The sequence below is a fragment of the Ferruginibacter paludis genome, assembly GCF_030409685.1.
Classification (GTDB): domain Bacteria; phylum Bacteroidota; class Bacteroidia; order Chitinophagales; family Chitinophagaceae; genus Ferruginibacter; species Ferruginibacter paludis.
In genome coordinates, this window is the sequence record NZ_JAUFQJ010000007.1 from 478,028 (window position 1) to 497,710 (window position 19,683).

Consider the following 19,683-nt stretch of genomic DNA (forward strand, 5'->3'; position numbering starts at 1 on the left):
TGACGTTATTTTTTATCTGCAACAAATTGGTTACTCTCTACATCTTTTAAAAATTTAATGAGGGTATTAAAATAATTTTGCTGGTCATCATACATACTCATATGGCTTCCGTTGGGGCATAAGTAGGTGTGACTGTAAGGAATTAGCTGTCCCTCTTTTTTCATCTCTGCCGGATTCATTTCATCATACATTCCGCCAATGACAAGCGTTGGTACTTTAATATCCGGCAGGCGATCCCACATCTCCCAGTCCTTAAAATTTCCTGTTACATGAAATTCATCCACACCCTGCATTTGAATGTAGATAGATTGGTTTGCTTTTTTAAAAGCTCTCATTAATGGCTCCGGCCAGCGCTCCATTGGAAGCCTGCAAATGGTTTGCGTATACAATTTACTCATCAGTAAATTTTGGTATTCCGGGGACTGGTAAGCCTTTAATTTATCCAGCGAATCATAGGTGGCTATGTCAGCCCTGGTTAAATATTTCTTTTTTAATTCTTCTGCGTAGGGCAGGTAACTTTTAATACCCGCAGTCATATTAGATAATACTGCGCCTTTTACGTGCTGCTGGTATTTGTGTACATATTCCATGGCCAGCATGCTGCCCCAGGAATGGCCCAGTAAATAAAAAGTATCAAGCCCGAGACCTTTACGCACCTGCTCCACTTCTTCTACGTAGCGGGCAATATTCCAAAGTGAAGTGTCTGTTGGTGCATCTGAATTGCCACAACCCAATTGATCGTAATAATAAATCTCCATGCCTTCTTTGGGCAGGAAATCTTCGAAACACTCAAAGTAGTCGTGACTAAAACCAGGGCCGCCGTGCAGCAACAATACTTTTATTTTTCCATCACCAACTTTCTTTGTCCATACATTGTACTTACCATCTACCTGTATCATTTTAGCACCCCCGGTTTTAACAGTATAAACGCTATCCCTTGTTACGGTAGTAACGTTATTGTCTATATTTTGGGGAGATTGCGTGCATGCGAAAACAGCCCCTGCAATAATCGTAGAAAGAATTATTTTTTTCATTTTTTATGTTGCTTTTAGTTAGCTGGTCAGGTACTGGTCTTTCATTTTGCCGTACGATCTAAGTTTTTTAATTACTCCATCAATAGCTTCCAAAGTTTTCGGCAACCCCTGATAAATAGAAAATCATTTTTCGATTATTTTTTAACGCCGGAAAAAAGAAGGCTATTTTCCTTTTACATAGGTAGCAACATGTTTAACCAAATCGTCATCAACATAGTTTTCAGTAAGCTTCACAGCACCAGATTCCATAAGTTCAAAATGAAGTTTCCAGTACATGCCGGGCGGATTGTTTGCTTCTTCAAAAGTGTTGTTGCCGGAATATTCAAACTTATTGCCGAAGGCTTCATTTTTCATCCACAATACATTGTTTTTACTGAAAAGTTCCACGGGTTTATTTTTATTGGAGCTATCAGTATAAGTGCCGGTTAACTTTTCTACTGTTGCAGCTTCCAGCTGTAATACTTCCGCCATACTTACATTGTACACTACTTTCCGTGTACCATTGTTTAATTTTTGCACATTTAAAATCCGCGCCTTTGCTTTTTGTGAAGAAGCGTACCGGTCTTTTTTGATGTGGATATCACCTGTAAAATAAAGTTGTGTTACCAATGGCTGATATCCTTCAGCAGTGATCATTAAATGAAAATGCGCCGGACGTATATGGCCGCCACCAGCATCATAGGCCACCGGTAAAATAGTAGTAAAAGAATAATTGCCATTATCGTCAGACCAGGTAGTACCGCGGTACCGGAATTCAGCTGAAGTATTATCATATACCCCTTTGGCATCGCAATGCCACAACTCAATTTTGGCTTTTTGATAAGGGGTTTTACAATCCTTATGCCTGATGATACCACTCAGTTCGATTGGATTACCTGGCTCATCTTTTAATGCCAGGTTATTTTTAACGGGGCTGCCGGGCCGGTAGAAGGGGCCAAGTATATCGGTGGTTGTTTCGCAGTCGCCAATATAATTGTTACCGTCAAATTGTATAAACCCGTAAGCGCTTAAAGCAACTGCTCCCAGCGCTGAATTTTTAATGAAGGCTCTCCGTTGCATGCTGTTTTTTTTTGTGATGATGAAGTGTTTAAACAAGTTATAAATAAACCACACTGTTACGGGTGGTTTAAATCCTGCTTAACTTATTCCGCTTGGTTATAATATTCAATTTTTGGAGCACCAGTCACACCTGCATCTGTCATTAATTTTTTTAATTCAGGTGAACTGATTCTTGCTTTTGCTTTTGCCATGTCTTTAATATCAAATATTATTTGCACCGTGTTGGAATCATCAATGGCGCGGGACAGTACTACATCAACCAATCCGTTAGCAGACCTTGTTGCGGGGCCTTCGCCATCATATACTTTTAGCCAGGCAGCATAGTCTTTTACTTTGTGGGTGATGATTACCCATTGCTTTTCTTTTGAATCAGGATTAAAGCGGGTTACATGATAATAACCAATTTCCGGTTTTGACACCACGCCGTTTTTATCCATCACATCTTTCAGTCTCGGATCTGCGGCAAATGCTTTTGCTTTTTGTACATCAGAAACCAATAATGTAACTGATACATCATTTGGTTTATCCAGGCTTCTCGCCAATACTAAAGAGCTCAAACCGCTTGCTGCACGGGCCGCTGAATCAAGGTCGAATGCCTTTTTCCAGCTGGTATAATCTTTTACCGCATGGTTGATTTCCATCATATCAAAAGGTGCAGCAATTTTGGGGGCTTCGGGTGTGGCGGCTATTGTTACTACCGCGGTGTCTTGCTTTTTTGCTGGTTCTTCTGTTTTTTCAGGAGTGCTGTTGCATGAAAAAAGAGTAACCATGATTGAGGCCATTAAAACTGGCTTTGCATTTTTTTGAATAAAGTTCATGTTGTTAGTTTTTTAAAATGATTGTGTTATGTTGTTGGGCTTAATAAGCATTATTGTATTTCGAGCTGAGTACTATTTCGGTAATAAGCAATGGAACTGTCCAGCAAAGCCATATGATTGCCGGGCCTCTTTCTGTAAATTTTTCCATCAGTTGGATGGCTATGGAAGAGTCATTCAGCCACCGGAATGTTACAAATGCAAAAGTGACCACATAACTCCTGATCATCCATTCCCTGTGCTGCATGATGCGTCCACGCATAACAGAAATATAGGCCATAGTTGCAGTGGTCATCCATGCAAATGCCAGCGCCTGTAAACCCAGCGCCCAGGAAAAATTAACTTTGATGGCACTTGTCCAGGCCAGGTAAGTAGAACAAACTGTGCCGATTAAAATAGACAACAGGTAGCTGCGTCCCATCCAACGGTGGGTGGTGATGTATTTATTTCTGAAGGCTCTCCAAAACTGGAAAGGACCGATGGCAAGCGCCAGCAATCCCCCGGAAATGTGGCCAATAAGCGGCCATTTATAATTCCAGTACCTGCCAAAAGTGGCTTGCTTAAAACCAAAATAGGGTAAAGCATGTTGTATCACAAATTTGCCGGCGAATGCAATCAGTAACAAGGAAATAACCAGTTGCCAGTTTACTTTGGGCTGCTGGATGGGGATCAGTTTAGATTGTGCCATGGTATAAATTTTTATTTGATTGTTGGCTTTTTTTTGATTGTGCGGTGGTCGCTGTCAATGTTCTATGTACCCGGCCAATTACTGCCGGACTGCTTCACATGCGGCAGTACAGTGCATTATAAATCCACTGGCATAGACAGTATTACTGGATCCAACACGGTGTGCAATTCTTTTACTGCATGATTTTTTGGGTCATTGATGATGGCGCCCAGCAGCGCAACATCCATTGTTTCTATTACTAGTAGCACAGAATTCGGATCGTCTGTATCCTGGAATGTTTTAAAACTTGTTACTGCAGGAGCAAACAGGTTTACCCTGTCCTGGTGGCCTTTAAGCCATGCATCAATGCCTCTTACTTTGTGTCTGGCTAGGATCGTTGGCATGTTGATTATATTTAATGGTGATGGGGCGTTTTATTGCTCGGTTGTTTTTTTAGCTAACCTTTGGGCTTGTTGTTACTACATGTTGTTCCCATTATTTTACCTTATGCGCTTCCATGTCTATCTCAATCAATTGTCCCACCAATGCCAGCCCTTTTACTTCCAGCCAGGTACCTGTGGGAAATTGTTTTTTATAAACTGAGTTACGAAAACCGGATACTTTGATGAACTCCGCCATATTGGTGGTATAAATGTTTTCAGCTACCACTTCATCGATTGTGTAACCATAATGCTGCAGAATTTTTTCCAGATCACTATAACAATTTTTCATTTGTAATTCCATGTTTCCCGGTCCAATAATTACCCCTGAATCATTCATACTAACGGCGCCTGAAATTTTAAGATCGTTGCCGATTTTAACCGCATGTGTATAGCCATATTCTTTTTCCAGTTTTGGCCGCAGGTTAAAGTATTCCGGGGCTTCGGCGGTTGCTTCTTTTGTTAGGGGGGCAGTTGCCTCTTGGTGTTGGGGTGGAACATGATTGCAGCGAATAAAGAGTAGTGCACAGGCTGAAAGAATGCAGGCAAATAAAAATAATTTTATCATTGGTGTAAGTGTATTGAAATAAAAAATAATGTTGCTTATCTAACTAATAAAAATTGATGCTATTTTTTTTCAGGCTATTACTACGCTAAGTCGAATGACCGTTCCGTTCACATTCATTTTAATCAATTCTTTATTATGGGAGGTGTTGTTGGATCTGCTTATTTTTCAGGGGGTGGTGTAACGAACAATTGGAGGTGCAGTTTTTATATGATACGACGAAGCATCATCGAAATGATTTAAAAAGGAGGAATGATTTTATTCATCCCTCCTTATGCATTGATTAGATTCCCGCCTTATCAATACTATCTTTCAGCAAACCCGGTCGTTAAAAAAACTATTCCGCAACAGTTGCCTGAATAATTAACCAGTATTGTCCTGTTTATTAGCTGTTCATTTTTACGATGGCTTTTTCATTTGAAGTGAAGCGCCATTAAGCGAATATTTCTTGTGTAAACTTAACAATTGGATATAAGGATTTACAGCACTTGAGGACCAAAGGGCGGTAAAACTGTCCGTAGATGGGCTATTCTTTACCGGACCGGCCATTACAATTGTTCAGGGTAGATGCAGCGTCTATTTTAGAAGTGAAAGTTGAACGTTTCCTACAGTTTAGCCCGGAAATAAAGAAGGTAGGATAAGTTAAGTTTTTTATACTGCTGCGCTGATAAATTCAAGCCGCCTTTACCGGTTTAAACTCAAAATAAATATGGGTGCCATTGTTTATTTCTTCCCGCATGGAGCCGCTCAGTTGTTGTGTAAGCAAGGATACAAGTTGTCCGCCAAAACCGGTACCTTTTGTAACGCCGGATTTACCAACGCCATTGTCCGACACCTCCAGGCGCAATGCGCCGTCCGTTTGTTTATGTAGTTTTATCTGCACTTTCCCTTTTTGTCCTTCGGGAAAGGCATATTTAAGCGTATTGGTCAATAGTTCATTTACAATTAAACCGAGCGGTACTGCAGTATCGATGTCTACATCCAACTGATCCATGGCACATTCAACAGTTACTCTTTTTTCAGCACCAAAAGAATCCAGTATACTTTCACCTAGGTTAATAAAATAGTCTTTCATTTCAATGGCCCCAAGGTTAGTGCCCTGGTATAATTTCTGGTGTACAATGCCGATAGAATGCACGCGGTTTTGACCGGCCAGCATGGCGTCTTTGGTGTTCGGGTCATCAATCTGGGCACTTTGCAGCGCCAGTAAGCTGCTGACCACTTCAAGGTTGTTTTTTACCCGGTGATGAATTTCTTTCAGCAGCACTTCTTTATCCATCAACAACTGGTCGCTTCGTTTTTTCTCACCTGCAATTTTGTTACGTTGGCGGAATACTACCCCCGAGAATACAAGGACCAATATCAGTACGCCAAATGCAGCGTTACGGATATTACGCTGTCTGCTTATTTCGGCCAGCGCCGCTATATCTTTTTTTTCCTGTTCGGCTTTTATATTCGCTTCTTTTTTATCGTTTTCATATTTCATTTGCGATGCCACCGCTTTTTTTAGTGTTTCTTTATTAAACGAACTGTCATTAATAACAATGTATTTGTGGTAATTCAGGTAAGCATCTTTCCAGTTACCAGTGGCGCTATCCAGCATAGCCATTCCGCTATAATAATCTGCCATTGACAGGTCGGCTTTTAACCCTTTATAGAGGGTTTTTGCATCACTGAATGATTTTGTAGCCTGGGGAAATTTTTTCAGGCAGGTGTAAGCCTTTCCTACGTTGGTATATAGCGTTGCCAATTCCCTTTTATGTGCGATTGATTTATAACCCGCTTCGGCGTTGGTATAATATTGAATGGCTTCCACGTACCTGCCTTGAGCAATGGATAAATTTCCCATACCATTATATACGTCCGCCAGCAGATTTACATCCTTTGATTCATTGGCAAAGCGGAGCGCATTCGTATAATAGTTCGTTGCTTCTGAAAAGTTGCCGGTTGCATTGTAAATTTCGCCAATGCTCAGGTTGGAGTAGGCTTCTTTAAGTTTGTTGCCCGACCCATGGATAATCTGTAAACTTTGTTTAAGATATTTTAAAGCATCGGGGTAGTTGCCAATTTCTTTAAAATTTTTCCCTAACTGCAGCATTGCATAGTAGATGGAATTTATATCGCCTATTTCTTCAGTCACTTTCAGGTAAGCGTACCCGATTTTTGTCTCTTCCGCCGTGTTACCTTGTACGCCGTACATATACCTCAATATATCGTATGCCATAGCGAGGTTAGTTTTATCGTTGTCTGCCATACACAGCTTTACTGATTTTAGTAAATACGGTTCAGCTTGTGCATATTTACCGTCATCCAGGTAGTCCTGACCTATCTCTATCAGGATATACCGGGCATATCCATTATTGAGTTGTTGAAAAACTTTCAGTGCTTCAAAATGATTATTCAGTGCCTCGGCAAAATCGCCCATCCGCCAGTTAAGACGACCTATCCTGTCTTTGATCTTCGCAATACCGATTTTCCAGCCGGTTGTTGTGGCCAGTTCCAAAGCCGCTGTCTGGTAATCCAATCCCTCTTTAGGTTTATAATAAACATATGCACTCATGATATTGAAGTACAGGTTCACTTTGGTTGTATCTTCTTTCATCCCGGCTAATGCAGCAACCAATGAGTCTACCAGGAATTTCCCTTTTTTTTGGGCACAGCAATGATGATGCAATAAATTGCTGACAACGAAAAGTAAAAAGATTTTTTTCATATTAACTAAATGCTTTTTTGCCAGGTGGATGTTTCCGGGAACCTGTTCTTGTATCGGCCGAAACTTTTTACAGGAAGATGGTTACATCGAAAAAAACATTACAACCTTTTGGCAAAAGCAGATGGAAGTATTACAAAGTCTGCATCCGGTGCATCAGTTGTTCCCGCATACCCGTACCCAACGGCACCGCTTTATTTCCAATCATCACATGGCTTTCCGCTACCTCGTCTACATGCGTAATGTTGATGAGGTAAGAGCGGTGTATGCGCATGAACAGCTGCATGCTCATTTTCTCTTCTATTGTTTTAAGTGTTGTTGACAAGAGGTATTCACGGTTACTGGTAAAAATGCGGCTGTAGTTGCGGTCGGCCTCCATGTACAGAATATCTCCAAGCATAACTTTTATCATTTTCTCCTTATGCCTTATAAAGATTCGGTCGCTTAAAATAAAAGACTGTTCTTCTTCTGTTTTATTTTCCATTGGTAAGCCGCCGGCGTTTTCTGCCATGCGGCTAATGGTAAGTTCTATTGCCCGTTGCAGATCGAGCTGCTTAAAAGGCTTTGCAATAAAAGCATATGGCTTGGTTGATTTAGCCCGGTTAAAAGTAGCTTCATCTGAATTGGCGGTCAGGTAAATGATCGGGATGGATCCCTGTTGTTGTAATGCTACTGCAGTCTCAATGCCGTCCAGCTTTCCTTTCAGGTTAATATCCAGCAGTATGATATCGGGTTTATTTTCTTTGGCGTGCAGGATGGCTTCTTCTCCACGCGGCAGTATACCAGTAACCTCGTAACCGAGGCTGGTTAGCTGCATGGAAATTTTTGCCCCGATGATCATCTCATCTTCTACAACCAGTATTTTAACGGGTGTGCTCATTGTGTGGTTTAGTATATTTAAAACGTATGGTAATCAGGGTGCCGTGGTTAATACAGGTAGTCAGTTTGCCATTCAGTTGCTGCACGAGTAAATTTACCAACTCTGTTCCAAAGCCGGTGCCTTTAGCAATAGTATTTTCAGGCCTGCCAATACCATTATCGCCCAGGCAAAAAATGTATTGATCCAGCACCTCCGTTTTCTTCAGATCAATGGTTATTTCTCCCGGTTGATTTGCTCCAAAAGCATATTTTAATGAATTGGTCAATAATTCATTTGCTATGAGCCCGACAGGCACTGCCGTATCAATATCTAGGTCCATTGGAAGCATATTGCAGGTAATGCGGATACGGTCTGCCGCATTGTAAGCATCCAGGATACTTTCTCCCAGGTTAAGAAAATAGTCCTTCATTTCTATACCTGCAAGATTGCCTTTTTGATATAGCTTCTGGTGAATGATGCCCATAGACAGTACCCGGTTCTGGCTGGCCTGCATCACCGCCTGCGCCGATGGATGATCGGTTTGAGCAGCCTGCAATGCCAGTAACCCCGAAACGATTTCCAAATTATTTTTTACCCGGTGATGAATTTCTTTTAACAGCAATTCGTTTTCTGCATTGCGTTTATCCAGCTGGTTGTTTTTTTGTTCCAGGCTTTCATTGAGCATTTCCAGTTGTGCATTTACCCTTTGTTTATTGTGGTAGGTGCGGTACAAGCCGGCTAAAATAAGCACCAGCAAACCTGCTGCACCCAGCGTTAACCACTGCAGCCGTCTTTGCTGTAGTATAGACTGCTGCTGGGTTTTGATAGTACTTTCTTTTTGCGCAACTTCAAATTCGGTTTGCAGTTGGGCCACCCGCTGGTCGGCTTCAGCAGTAAATACGCTGTCTTTTAATATATCATATTGCTGAAAGGCGGTATACGCATTTTTATAGTCGCCTGTTGCGGCGTACGCATCACCGAGTTCTTTGTAGGCACGACTTAAAAAGAATTTATCGCCGAAGTAGTTGCCTGCCACCCGTAAACAAATTTTTAAACTTGCGATTGCTGTATCAGGCTGATGGGTGAGGTTTTGTAAATGTGCCAGGCAAAGCCACGACCGCATCAGCATGAAATTATTGTCAAGCAAGGTTGAATACCGGATGGCCTGCCTTGCATTGAAGGTTGCTTTGGCATAGTCGGCAGTAAGTGTATACAATTGGTTGAGGGCGATATAAATATCGGCCAGGTTATTGTAAAACTGGTATTGTTCGCTTTGTGCCAAAGCCAGTCTGAAATATTGCAGCGCATCCGGATAATCTTTTACGGATAGGTAATTGTTTCCCAGTACGTACAAGGTAAAACTATAGTCCATGTCTTTGATGCCTCGCTGTTTAAAAAGTGCCACCGAATGAAGTCCATATTCAATCCCTTTATCAAACTTGGATTGTTTCCAGAACAAATTACTCAGGTCGCTGTAAGCCATTGCCTGCGCTTTTATATCATGCAACGTGTCGCCTGTGTGCAGGGCTTCCAGTGCATAATCTGCCGCTTTGCTGAGCTGCCCTTTTCTTTCCATTACATACCCCAGCTGTGTATAGAGTTGTGGTAAATCTTTTTTTGTAACGATGGGTATTGCTGAAGTCAGTGCTTTAAAAGCCGAATCCAGTTTTTCCTGTCGCAGTAAGACGGCCCCGAGCGTTACCAGTAAACGTCCTTCCCATATTTTATTGTGAATGCTTTTTGCAAATACAAGGGTTTTATACGCAAGTGCGCAAGCCCTGTCAAGATTTCGGGTATGCCAGTAATAGGCAAGATCGTTGCCAATGGCCAGTTGCACGGTATCAGGCAGGTTTTGTGTAGTAGCTTTTTCCAGCTGGGTTAAATAAGAAGAATCAAATGCATCAGTAGCCACAAAAACGGGGCGATAGGGCGGAACCCTTGAAAGGTCCACCAGCTGGGAAGCGCTGGCAAATGACAGTAAAAGCATTGTGCAGGTAAAAAATATTTTCATTTTATATCCAGGTAATAACACCTCGCCCGTTTTTTTAAAGCACTGATCCCGCTTCTGACAGTATGTATCAGTTTAGTTAACTTAGTAGTCAGGGTGGCTGTTAAAATTATCGAATGGGTAAAGGAATATAAAAAGAGGCTTTTGCATTTCGGTTGCTATGCCTGCTTAAATTATTTAACGGCATTTGCTTTAAATACACGGATAAAATTCCCGCCTAAAATTTTGCGGATGTCTTTTTCGCTGTAGCCTCTTTCCAGCAGGGCTTTCGTTACCAGCGGGTAATCTTCTACACCGTTCAGCTCCAGCGGCGGAGCTTCAATACCATCAAAGTCGCTGCCCAGGCCTACATGGTCAACACCTATCAGCTTTACAATATAATCCAGGTGGTCTATCAGCACGGAAAGATGCGGGCGAAAATTCCTGACTTCATCTTTGTAAATTTCGCCCACCATAATGGCTGCGTAATCCGGTTGTATTTTTAAGGCAATTAAAGAATCAACGGATGATTTATGCTGTGCAACAAAAGCCATGGCCTTTGCTTCATACGTACTGTCAATAAAGCCGGCATAAAAATTTAGGTGAATAACGCCGCCATTTTTTCCAATGGCTTTTATCTGTTCATCCTTTAAATTTCTACGGTGTTTGCATAAATTCCAAACACTGCTATGTGATGCTATAATGGGTTTGGTAGTAGTATTGATCACATCCCAGAATGTTTGTTCTCCGTTATGACTAATGTCTACCATCATGCCCAGGTCATTCATTCTATTCACTATTTGTTTTCCGAAATCCGTCAGTCCTTTGTGTTTCAGTGAATCACCTTTTAAGGTTTCGTCTGCGGCTGATGTAGCCCAGTCGGTAGAGTTATTCCAGGTCAATGTCATGTACCTTACACCCCTGTTAAAAAATGTATCCAGTTTATTCAAATCATTCTCTATCATGTGCCCGCCTTCCACACCCAGCATGGCCGCCAGCTTTTTTGCCTTGACGGCCTGCTGCAATTGCGCCGGAGTTTTAACCAGCATCATTTTACCCGGGTTGCGGTTACACCAGGCATACACAGAATCGATTTCCCGGTTGGCAAATGCATAGGGATGTTCCTGCTCAGGCCCGCAAAAAATAGAGAATATCTGTACGTCAATGCCACCTTCTTTCATCCGGTTTAAATCAGAATGTGTTTTGCCTTTCAGGTTGGTATCAAACTGAACCTTTTTTTCAATGGTGGAACTGGGGATGTCGTTGTGCGTATCAATCAATATGGCATCATAGTGCAGCTTCTTGTACGACTGCGATTTTGTAGTTAAAAAACAAAGGGGGCTTAATAACAGAAAGAAAAGATGCTTCATAATAAAATTTGTTTTGGTCATCGGACAACAATTGTGTTTGTACAACTTACTGTTTATTTCTTTTGGCTTCTAATGGAAGATAAATAAGCGCATGCCTTAAATCAGTAACAATACACGGAAGATAAATAACTATTATCAATTTAAATCCGGCGTTTTAGATAAATAAAATTTATACGGCATTTAGAAGAATAGCTCACCCATAACAATATGAAATTTATCCATTAAAAAAGTAAAACAATTATGCATGCTGTTTAATTAAATAAAAACAATATAAATTAATATGCTAACTTAACATCACTAACTCCACCTTTTCAATAAATGTATTTACCATGCAAAATAAGCCTCTGTCAACAATTGACACCCTCCAGAAAAGTTTTAAGCCCATCGAAGAAATTGAGACCTCAAGACTGATATATGAATTAGAAGTGCACCAGATTGAACTGGAAATGCAGAACGAAGAACTGTTGCAAACACAAAACCAGGTAAAAGAGGAAGTGGAAAAATTGGCTGCGTATGCACGCAAATATGCAACGCTGTATGATTTTGCACCATCGGGATATTGCACCCTTTCGCGGGCAGGGGACATAATGGAATTGAATTTAAGTGCGGCGAAAATGCTGGGAAAAGATCGCGGCAGGTTGATCAATAACCGGCTTGCATTGTATGTATCGCCTGAAACACAACCCCGGTATCATCTTTTTTTGGAGAGTATTTTTAATGATAAAGCCAAACACACCTGCGAAATTATTTTATCTGTAAATGAACGGTCACCCATGCATGTTTTGCTTGCGGGCACAGTAGATGAAACAGAAGAAAGATGTTTTATAAATGTCATTGATATTACTGAAAGGAAACAGGCAAAGGAAACGCTGTTATTGCAAAATAAAATAAGCGAACAACATACGGCAGAATTGGTGCTTGCCAACAGGGAACTGACACTTAAAAGTAAAGAAAACGAAAAGCTGACAGCCGCTTTAAATGCAAGCAACAAAAAATTAATAACGGCAATGCAGCTTTCAGACCAGGCCGTACAGAAATATTTTACCTTATACAACATAGCACCCTGCGCTTATTTTACCTTGTCAAGGCACAGTAAAATTATAGAGCTTAACCTTCGCGGCGCACAGCTCCTCGGGCGACAAAAACTCACACTAAAGGGTAAGCTTTTCTCAGCATTTATTACTGTTGAATCCAAGCCCGTATTTGACCATTTTGTAGAAAAAATATTTGAAACAAACCTTAGTCAGACCTGCGAGTTGTCGCTTGCGATGGACGGGCGGCCACCAATGTTTTTACACCTGGAAGGCAGCCTTACCGACAATGGGGAGCACTGCTTTTTAACAATGCTGGATATCTCGGCCCGTAAAGAAAAAGAAGACAAAATAAGGCAGCTCTCCCAAGCCGTAGAGCAGAGCCCGGTAAGCATTATAATTACCAACACCAGCGGAAGCATTGAATATGTGAACTCAAAATTTGCTGAAAACACTGGCTATAATTTTGAAGAAGTAAAAGGCAAAAATATAGCCGTACTCAACTCAGGGCATACAACTGATGAAGAATACGCAGCTTTGTGGCAGGCACTTAAAGAGGGTTGCGAATGGCACGGCGAGTTTCACAACAAAAAAAAGAACGGCCAGTTTTACTGGGAATCTGCGGCATTCTCCTGCATTCAGAATACTGCGGGCGAAACCACGCATTACCTGGCAATTACCGAAGACATTACGTACCGGAAACATTCAGAAGCTAGGCTGGTAAAATATGCAAAGGAGTTAAAGAATGTGAACTCAGATCTTGAAAATTTTGCTTTTATCGCCAGCCACGATTTGCAGGAGCCATTGCGCATGGTAAACAGTTTTTTAAACCTGGTTGAAAGAAGGCTGGACAGCCAATTGGATGAAACCACCCGCCAATACATTCGTTTTGTAATTGATGGCGCAGACCGCATGAAAATATTGATACGCGATTTGTTGCAATATTCACGGATAGGTACGAATAAGGAAGAATTTTCTGCAGTGGATTTAAATGCCGTTTTTGCACATCTGCAGAATGTGCTGCGGGAAACAATTGATTTAAACAACGCTGTAATAAAGGTTCAATCATTGCCTGTGATCATAGCAAATGATACATTGGTGCATGAGTTGCTGCTTAACCTGTTAACCAATGCACTAAAATACCGGGGCTATGATCCGCCGCAAATTGAAGCTGGTTGTGTTGAAGAAACCAGCCGCTATGTGCTGTTTGTAAAAGACAACGGTATCGGCATCAACGTCGAATATTTTGATAAAATATTTATCATATTTCAACGCCTGCACGCCAGGAGCAGCTATCCGGGAACAGGTATCGGCCTTGCCATTTGCAGGAGAATCGCAGAACTGCATAAAGGTAAAATTTGGGTAGAATCTGAAGAAGGGAAAGGAAGTACTTTCTTTGTCTCTTTTCCTAAATCTGCTGAATAATAACAAATTTCCCTTCTTCCCGTTTCTTCAATTGTTTTGTTGCAGGCCAAAGTACTGCCCGCTGGTTTTAACCAGCCTGCCGGAATTATCGACTGTACGGCTGTTTTTATTTTTTTTCAATTTTATTTAAATCTTGCCTCGTAGCCAGCACCCGATTCCGCGTAATATTTGCCTGCAAATAAAAATTGGGGCACAGCGCCCTGAATAGTAGCATCACTTCAATACAGACTGTACTATCTATCCACTTCACATGATATGAATCATTTTCAGTACTGAAGTAAGTCACCTGTCACTGCTGCACGGCTTATTACCTTTCCTTGATTTTTTGACAGTATCATTCTATTTTTTACAGACGAAATAATTATCTATGTCCAGTACAGATAGCACAAAGCCGGTAGATCTGCTGCAACATGCAGAAGGTACCGGGCCCCTCCGTTCCATGCGGCCGGTGTATGTTGATTTTATGCCACCCTGCAACAGCGCCTGCCCTGCGGGTGAAAATATCCAGGGCTGGTTGTCCCACGCCCAGGCTGGCAACTACTTTGAAGCGTTTCAAACCCTTGTGGAAGAAAATCCCTTTCCAGGGCTGATGGGCCGTGTTTGTGTAAAGCCGTGTGAAACCGGCTGTAACAGGAACCACATTGATACCACCATTAATATACATGCGGTAGAAAGATTTATCGGCGACGAAGCTATCCGGCAGCAATGGCCCATCCGTTGTACGGTGGTGCCAACTGGCAAAAGAGTGCTGGTGGTGGGGGCAGGACCCGCAGGCTTATCTGCTGCTTATCATCTTACACGGCTGGGACATACGGTAGAGGTTTTTGACGCCGGTGATCATCCCGGTGGCTTATTATGGACCGGCATCCCGGACTACCGTCTGCCGGATGATATATTAAAAGCAGAAATTGATCGAATCGTAAAAATGGGTGTCACCATTCGCTCCAATTACAGGGTAACGGATATTGCCACCGAAAAAGCGGTAGGGAAATTCGACGCCGTTTTTCTTGGTATCGGTTCCCAGTTAATAAAAAAAGAAAATTTTGAACAGGATGACTCTATCCTAATAACCGATGCATTTGATTTCTTTAATCAGTTTAAAATCAACGCTGGTCCCTACACCCAAAAAAAAGTGGTAGTGTATGGCGGTGGCAAACTGGCCTTGTACCTTGCCCGCATTATTAAACGGCTGCACTCTGAAGTGGCCGTTTATTTTTTTGGAGACAAAAAATTGATGCCGGCTTACGATTACGAAACAGAAGATGCACTGGCGGAAGGTGTGGATGTGCAGTTGCTGAAAAGCATTCGCAGCATAAAAAATAAAACGATCACGCTGGAGAAAATGAAAGTGGAGAAGGGCAAAGCCATCGGAACCGGTGAGTTTGAAACCGTAACAGCAGATGTGCTGATCAATGCAAACAAACAGGAAGCAGGCTCCGATTTTTTAAGGGCGTTGGAAGGCATCAGCATCAACGCGGACGGCACAGTGAACATCAATGCAGAACGCATGACAGGGCAGGAGGGCATTTTTGCCGGAGGCGATATGTTGCCAGGTGAAAACAGAAGCTCTACCATTGCCATTGGTCATGGCAAGAAAGCGGCCAAATACATCAATGCCTATCTGTTACAACAGGCGTTTCTGAAGGGTGAAAAACATCCTACGGCTGGTTACCGCAAATTACACATGTGGTATCAAACCGATGCGCCTCAAAAAGAACAGGATAAACTGGCGCCTGCAGAAGCCATCAAAACCTTTGAAGAAATTATCGGCGGTTTAAATGAAGCCGAAGCCAGGTTTGAAGCACAACGCTGCCTCAGCTGCGGTAACTGTTTTGAGTGCGACGGCTGTTTTGGTGCCTGCCCCGAAGATGCCATCATCAAGCTAGGCAAGGGTAACCGTTACAAATTTAATTACGATGCCTGCACCGGCTGTGCTGTTTGTTTTGAACAATGTCCATGCCACGCAATAGAAATGATTTCAGAACCCGTTAATGTTACTACCGATGTCAAATAAAAATACAATCGCAACAATAGATGGAAATGAAGCCGCTGCTTATGTGGCCTATCGTGTAAATGAAGTCTGTGCCATCTATCCAATTACGCCTTCTTCTACCATGGCCGAACTGGCCGATGAATGGGCCGCTAAAGGAATTAAAAATATCTGGGGTTCTGTTCCCGATATTATGGAAATGCAAAGTGAAGCAGGTGCCGCCGGTACCGTGCATGGTGCTTTGCAAACCGGCTCGCTTACCACTACGTTTACGGCATCACAAGGCTTAATGCTGATGTTGCCGAATATGTATAAAATTGCAGGCGAATTAACTGCCTGCGTAATTCATGTGGCCGCCCGTTCGCTGGCTGCACAAGGCTTATCCATCTTTGGTGATCACCAGGATGTGATGGCCGCAAGAACTACCGGCTTTGCCATGTTGAGTTCTGTAAGTGTACAGGAAGCACATGACTTTGCCCTGATTGCGCAGGTTGCAACACTGAAAGCAAGAATTCCGGTGATGCACTTTTTTGATGGCTTCCGTACTTCGCATGAAGTAAACAAACTGGAGTTGTTGACTGATGATCAGATCAGATCGATGATACCGGATGCACTGGTGATTGCACACCGCAACCGTGGTTTAAATCCGGAAAATCCTTTCATAAGAGGAACAGCTCAAAACCCGGATATTTATTTCCAGGGAAGAGAAACGGTGAATGATTTTTACAATAAAATGCCCGCCATTGTTGAAGAAGTAATGAACGACTTCGAAAAAATGACCGGCAGAAAATATGAACTGTTTCAATATTCAGGTGCGCCTGATGCAGAAAGAGTCATTATCATTATGGGCTCTGGTGGCGAGACAGTGGATGAAACTGTCCAGGCATTGAATAAAACCGGCGAAAAAACGGGTGTTATCCAGGTTCGTTTGTACAGACCATTCTCACTGGAACATTTTATAAAAGCAATTCCTGCTTCAGTAAAATCAATCGCCATTTTAGATCGTACCAAAGAGTCGGGTGCTTCCGGCGAACCGATGTACCAGGATGTGCTGGCTACTTTGGTTGAAGCATTGCAACAAGGAAAAATAGACAAATTACCAAGACTGGTTGGTGGCCGTTATGGTTTATCATCCAAGGAATTTACACCAGCCATGGTGAAAGCGGTATTTGATGAATTGAAAAAAGACAAACCTAAAAATGGTTTTACAGTAGGTATCAACGATGATGTAACCTTTACCAGCCTTACTTGTGATCCTTCCTATACGTTGGATGAATCAGAATGGAGACAGGGTTTATTCTTTGGATTGGGTGCTGACGGAACCGTAGGTGCCAATAAGAATACCATCAAAATTATCGGTGAAAATACCGACCTGTTTGCACAGGGATATTTTGTATATGATTCAAAAAAATCAGGAGCAAGAACAGTATCCCATTTACGTTTCGGACCAAAACCAATCCGTGCACCATACCTCATCAGCAAAGCAGATTTCATCGCCTGTCACCAGTTTAACTTTATTGAAAAAGTGGAGATGCTGGAATTTGCCAAACAGAATGCTACGTTTTTAATCAACAGTCCTTATGATAAGGATGAAGTGTGGGGCAAGATGACCGGGCAGGTGCAAAAAATGATCATTGACAAAAACATAAAGGTGTACATCATTGATGCCACCAACGTAGCCAGGGAAACCGGCATGGCGGGTCGCATCAATACCATTATGCAGACCTGTTACTTTGCATTGAGCGGTGTGTTGCCAAGAGAAGATGCCATTAAGCAGATTAAAAAAGCGATTGAAAAATCCTACGCTAAAAAAGGTCAGAAAGTGATTGACCTGAACTTTAAAGCGGTGGATGCAACGCTGGCTAATTTATATGAAGTTGACTATCCTAAAACTGTTTCAGCAGCCATGCATGAATTGCTGATTGTGCCTAAAAAAGCACCGCAGTTTGTGCAGGAAGTAACGGCTGTAATGATGGCCGGACATGGAGATGAATTGTCTGTAAGCCAGATGCCGGTTGATGGTACTTATCCAAGTGGTACTACCCAATGGGAAAAAAGAAATGTATCTGACCTGGTGCCGGTTTGGGATGCTGAAACCTGCATCCAGTGCGGTAACTGTGCGTATGTTTGTCCGCACGGAGTTATCCGGGCCAAGTTTTTCCACGAAAATTATTTGGGAAAAGCACCCGAAGGATTTCAATCAGCGCCTATCAATTCAAGAGGTTTTCCTGAAACAAAATATGCTTTACAGGTTTACCTGGAAGACTGTACCGGTTGTAATTTATGCGTAGAAGTTTGCCCTGCGGTAAACATTACAGACCGTACAAAAAAAGCCATCAATATGGCAGAAAAAGAACCCATCCTGGAACAGGGCAAAAAGAACATTGAGTACTTTGAAAATATCCCCTGGAATGATCGTTCCAAGATTGATTTCTCCACAGTACACGGTGCTCAATTTTTAGAACCATTGTTTGAATTCTCCGGTGCCTGTGCCGGTTGCGGTGAAACACCTTACTTGAAATTATTATCACAATTATTTGGTGAACGTTTACTCGTTGCTAATGCAACAGGTTGTTCCTCTATTTACGGAGGTAATTTACCAACCACACCATGGACGGTAAACAAAGACGGCCGCGGACCAGCCTGGTCAAACTCCCTGTTTGAAGACAATGCAGAATTTGGTTTGGGCATGCGCATCACGGCAGATAAACAACTGGGTGTTGCCAAACAATATTTACTGGAGCTGAAAGATCAGCTGGGTGCAACGGTGGTAGATGAAATTCTGAACGCCAAACAGGTATTGGAATCAGAACTGGCGGTACAGCATTTGAGGGTACAGTTATTAAAAGAGCAGTTGAAAAAAATGACTTCTTCACCAGCACTTCATTTGTTATCTGTAGTTGACCAATTGGTTCGCCGCAGTGTATGGTTAGTAGGTGGTGACGGATGGGCTTATGATATTGGTTACGGAGGTTTGGATCATGCATTATCAAGCGGAAGAAACATCAATATCCTGGTGCTGGATACAGAAGTGTATTCAAACACCGGTGGTCAGTCATCTAAATCTACCCCAACAGCAGCTACTGCAAAATTTGCAGCAGGTGGTAAAAGTGGTGGTAAAAAAGACCTGGCAATGCAGGCAATTTCTTATGGCAATGTATATGTAGCGAGGGTAGCATTTGGCGCCAATCCGCAACAAACGTTGCTGGCGATGAGAGAGGCCGAAGCCTACGACGGACCTTCGCTGATATTGGCCTACAGCCATTGTATTGCACATGGCTACGATTTAAAAGATGGATTAACACAACAGAACAAAGCCGTTGAAAGTGGCCACTGGCCTTTAATGCGCTACAATCCAACCTTACGGATAAAAAATAAAAATCCGTTTATACTGGATTCAACCAGGCCAAAAATTTCATTGAAAGATTATGCCTACAATGAATTAAGATACAAAGTGCTTACCATGACAAACCCAACTGTGGCAGAAGACCTGATGAAACATGCACAGGACCTGGTAAACCTGAAATGGAAAAATTATGAAGAGCTGGCTACCAAAAAAGCAAGTGATTTTGTTCCTATAGCCTGACAATAGCAACTTACTGCGGGAACGAATGATGAAGCAATGAAACGCTGTGGAATGAATGTGTGGACTATGACGACTGACTAAAATTTAAAAAGTTGTATTGAAGTGACAAAGAAATGTTTCACTAAAAATACAGTTAATACAATTT

Annotated in this window: 13 protein-coding genes; 3 read left to right on the forward strand and 10 right to left on the reverse strand. The window is 42.1% G+C overall.

Features of this window, described 5'->3' with window-relative positions:
* Positions 1–5 precede the first annotated feature (5 nt).
* The 10 genes from QWZ08_RS15390 to QWZ08_RS15435 form a co-directional block, all read right to left on the reverse strand.
* Entirely contained in the window at positions 6–1,034 is a 1,029-nt protein-coding gene (locus QWZ08_RS15390; protein ID WP_290338359.1) for a proline iminopeptidase-family hydrolase, read from the reverse strand.
* A 162-nt stretch (positions 1,035–1,196) separates the two neighbouring features.
* A complete protein-coding gene (locus tag QWZ08_RS15395; protein WP_290338360.1) occupies positions 1,197–2,093 on the reverse strand; it encodes a dioxygenase family protein in 897 nt (298 codons plus the stop codon).
* 83 nt (positions 2,094–2,176) lie between these two features.
* Positions 2,177–2,911, reverse strand: coding sequence for a hypothetical protein (locus QWZ08_RS15400; RefSeq protein WP_290338361.1), 735 nt, complete (start codon positions 2,909–2,911; stop codon positions 2,177–2,179).
* Positions 2,912–2,951: 40 nt separating this feature from the next.
* Complete coding sequence (locus QWZ08_RS15405) at positions 2,952–3,596, reverse strand: DUF2306 domain-containing protein (RefSeq protein ID WP_290338362.1); 645 nt, start codon at positions 3,594–3,596, stop codon at positions 2,952–2,954.
* A gap of 116 nt (positions 3,597–3,712) precedes the next feature.
* A complete protein-coding gene (locus tag QWZ08_RS15410) occupies positions 3,713–3,979 on the reverse strand; it encodes a hypothetical protein (protein WP_290338363.1) in 267 nt (88 codons plus the stop codon).
* Positions 3,980–4,070: 91 nt separating this feature from the next.
* Complete coding sequence (locus tag QWZ08_RS15415; protein WP_290338364.1) at positions 4,071–4,583, reverse strand: RidA family protein; 513 nt, start codon at positions 4,581–4,583, stop codon at positions 4,071–4,073.
* Positions 4,584–5,253: 670 nt separating this feature from the next.
* Positions 5,254–7,293 (reverse strand): tetratricopeptide repeat protein, encoded by a 2,040-nt coding sequence (locus QWZ08_RS15420; RefSeq protein WP_290338365.1) that lies wholly within the window; start codon positions 7,291–7,293, stop codon positions 5,254–5,256.
* A gap of 130 nt (positions 7,294–7,423) precedes the next feature.
* Entirely contained in the window at positions 7,424–8,170 is a 747-nt protein-coding gene (locus tag QWZ08_RS15425) for a response regulator (protein ID WP_290338366.1), read from the reverse strand.
* Entirely contained in the window at positions 8,154–10,136 is a 1,983-nt protein-coding gene (locus tag QWZ08_RS15430; protein WP_290338367.1) for a tetratricopeptide repeat-containing sensor histidine kinase, read from the reverse strand. Before QWZ08_RS15430 ends, QWZ08_RS15425 begins: the two co-directional genes overlap by 17 nt.
* 194 nt (positions 10,137–10,330) lie before the next feature.
* On the reverse strand, positions 10,331–11,506 hold the full coding sequence (locus QWZ08_RS15435) for a dipeptidase (protein ID WP_290338368.1): 1,176 nt from the start codon (positions 11,504–11,506) through the stop codon (positions 10,331–10,333).
* A gap of 329 nt (positions 11,507–11,835) precedes the next feature.
* Here QWZ08_RS15435 and QWZ08_RS15440 point away from each other — a divergent pair, with 329 nt between their 5' ends.
* From QWZ08_RS15440 to nifJ, 3 genes are all read left to right on the forward strand, one after another.
* Positions 11,836–13,962 (forward strand): PAS domain S-box protein, encoded by a 2,127-nt coding sequence (locus tag QWZ08_RS15440; protein ID WP_290338369.1) that lies wholly within the window; start codon positions 11,836–11,838, stop codon positions 13,960–13,962.
* Positions 13,963–14,329: 367 nt separating this feature from the next.
* Positions 14,330–15,976, forward strand: a complete 1,647-nt coding sequence (locus QWZ08_RS15445) for an NAD(P)-binding protein (protein ID WP_290338370.1) — start codon at positions 14,330–14,332, stop codon at positions 15,974–15,976.
* The gene (nifJ, locus tag QWZ08_RS15450) at positions 15,966–19,538 is read left to right on the forward strand and encodes a pyruvate:ferredoxin (flavodoxin) oxidoreductase (protein WP_290338371.1); all 3,573 of its coding nucleotides are present in this window, start codon (positions 15,966–15,968) and stop codon (positions 19,536–19,538) included. Before QWZ08_RS15445 ends, nifJ begins: the two co-directional genes overlap by 11 nt.
* Positions 19,539–19,683: the final 145 nt, after the last annotated feature.

Coding starts and splice junctions, on each gene's coding strand:
- QWZ08_RS15425 (WP_290338366.1), bottom strand. CDS start 8,170: ATGAGCACACCCGTTAAAATACTGGTTGTAGAAGATGAGATGATCATC.
- QWZ08_RS15395 (WP_290338360.1), bottom strand. CDS start 2,093: ATGCAACGGAGAGCCTTCATTAAAAATTCAGCGCTGGGAGCAGTTGCT.
- QWZ08_RS15390 (WP_290338359.1), bottom strand. CDS start 1,034: ATGAAAAAAATAATTCTTTCTACGATTATTGCAGGGGCTGTTTTCGCA.
- QWZ08_RS15415 (WP_290338364.1), bottom strand. CDS start 4,583: ATGATAAAATTATTTTTATTTGCCTGCATTCTTTCAGCCTGTGCACTA.
- QWZ08_RS15440 (WP_290338369.1), top strand. CDS start 11,836: ATGCAAAATAAGCCTCTGTCAACAATTGACACCCTCCAGAAAAGTTTT.
- QWZ08_RS15410 (WP_290338363.1), bottom strand. CDS start 3,979: ATGCCAACGATCCTAGCCAGACACAAAGTAAGAGGCATTGATGCATGG.
- QWZ08_RS15420 (WP_290338365.1), bottom strand. CDS start 7,293: ATGAAAAAAATCTTTTTACTTTTCGTTGTCAGCAATTTATTGCATCAT.
- QWZ08_RS15430 (WP_290338367.1), bottom strand. CDS start 10,136: ATGCTTTTACTGTCATTTGCCAGCGCTTCCCAGCTGGTGGACCTTTCA.
- QWZ08_RS15405 (WP_290338362.1), bottom strand. CDS start 3,596: ATGGCACAATCTAAACTGATCCCCATCCAGCAGCCCAAAGTAAACTGG.
- QWZ08_RS15445 (WP_290338370.1), top strand. CDS start 14,330: ATGTCCAGTACAGATAGCACAAAGCCGGTAGATCTGCTGCAACATGCA.
- nifJ (WP_290338371.1), top strand. CDS start 15,966: ATGTCAAATAAAAATACAATCGCAACAATAGATGGAAATGAAGCCGCT.
- QWZ08_RS15400 (WP_290338361.1), bottom strand. CDS start 2,911: ATGAACTTTATTCAAAAAAATGCAAAGCCAGTTTTAATGGCCTCAATC.
- QWZ08_RS15435 (WP_290338368.1), bottom strand. CDS start 11,506: ATGAAGCATCTTTTCTTTCTGTTATTAAGCCCCCTTTGTTTTTTAACT.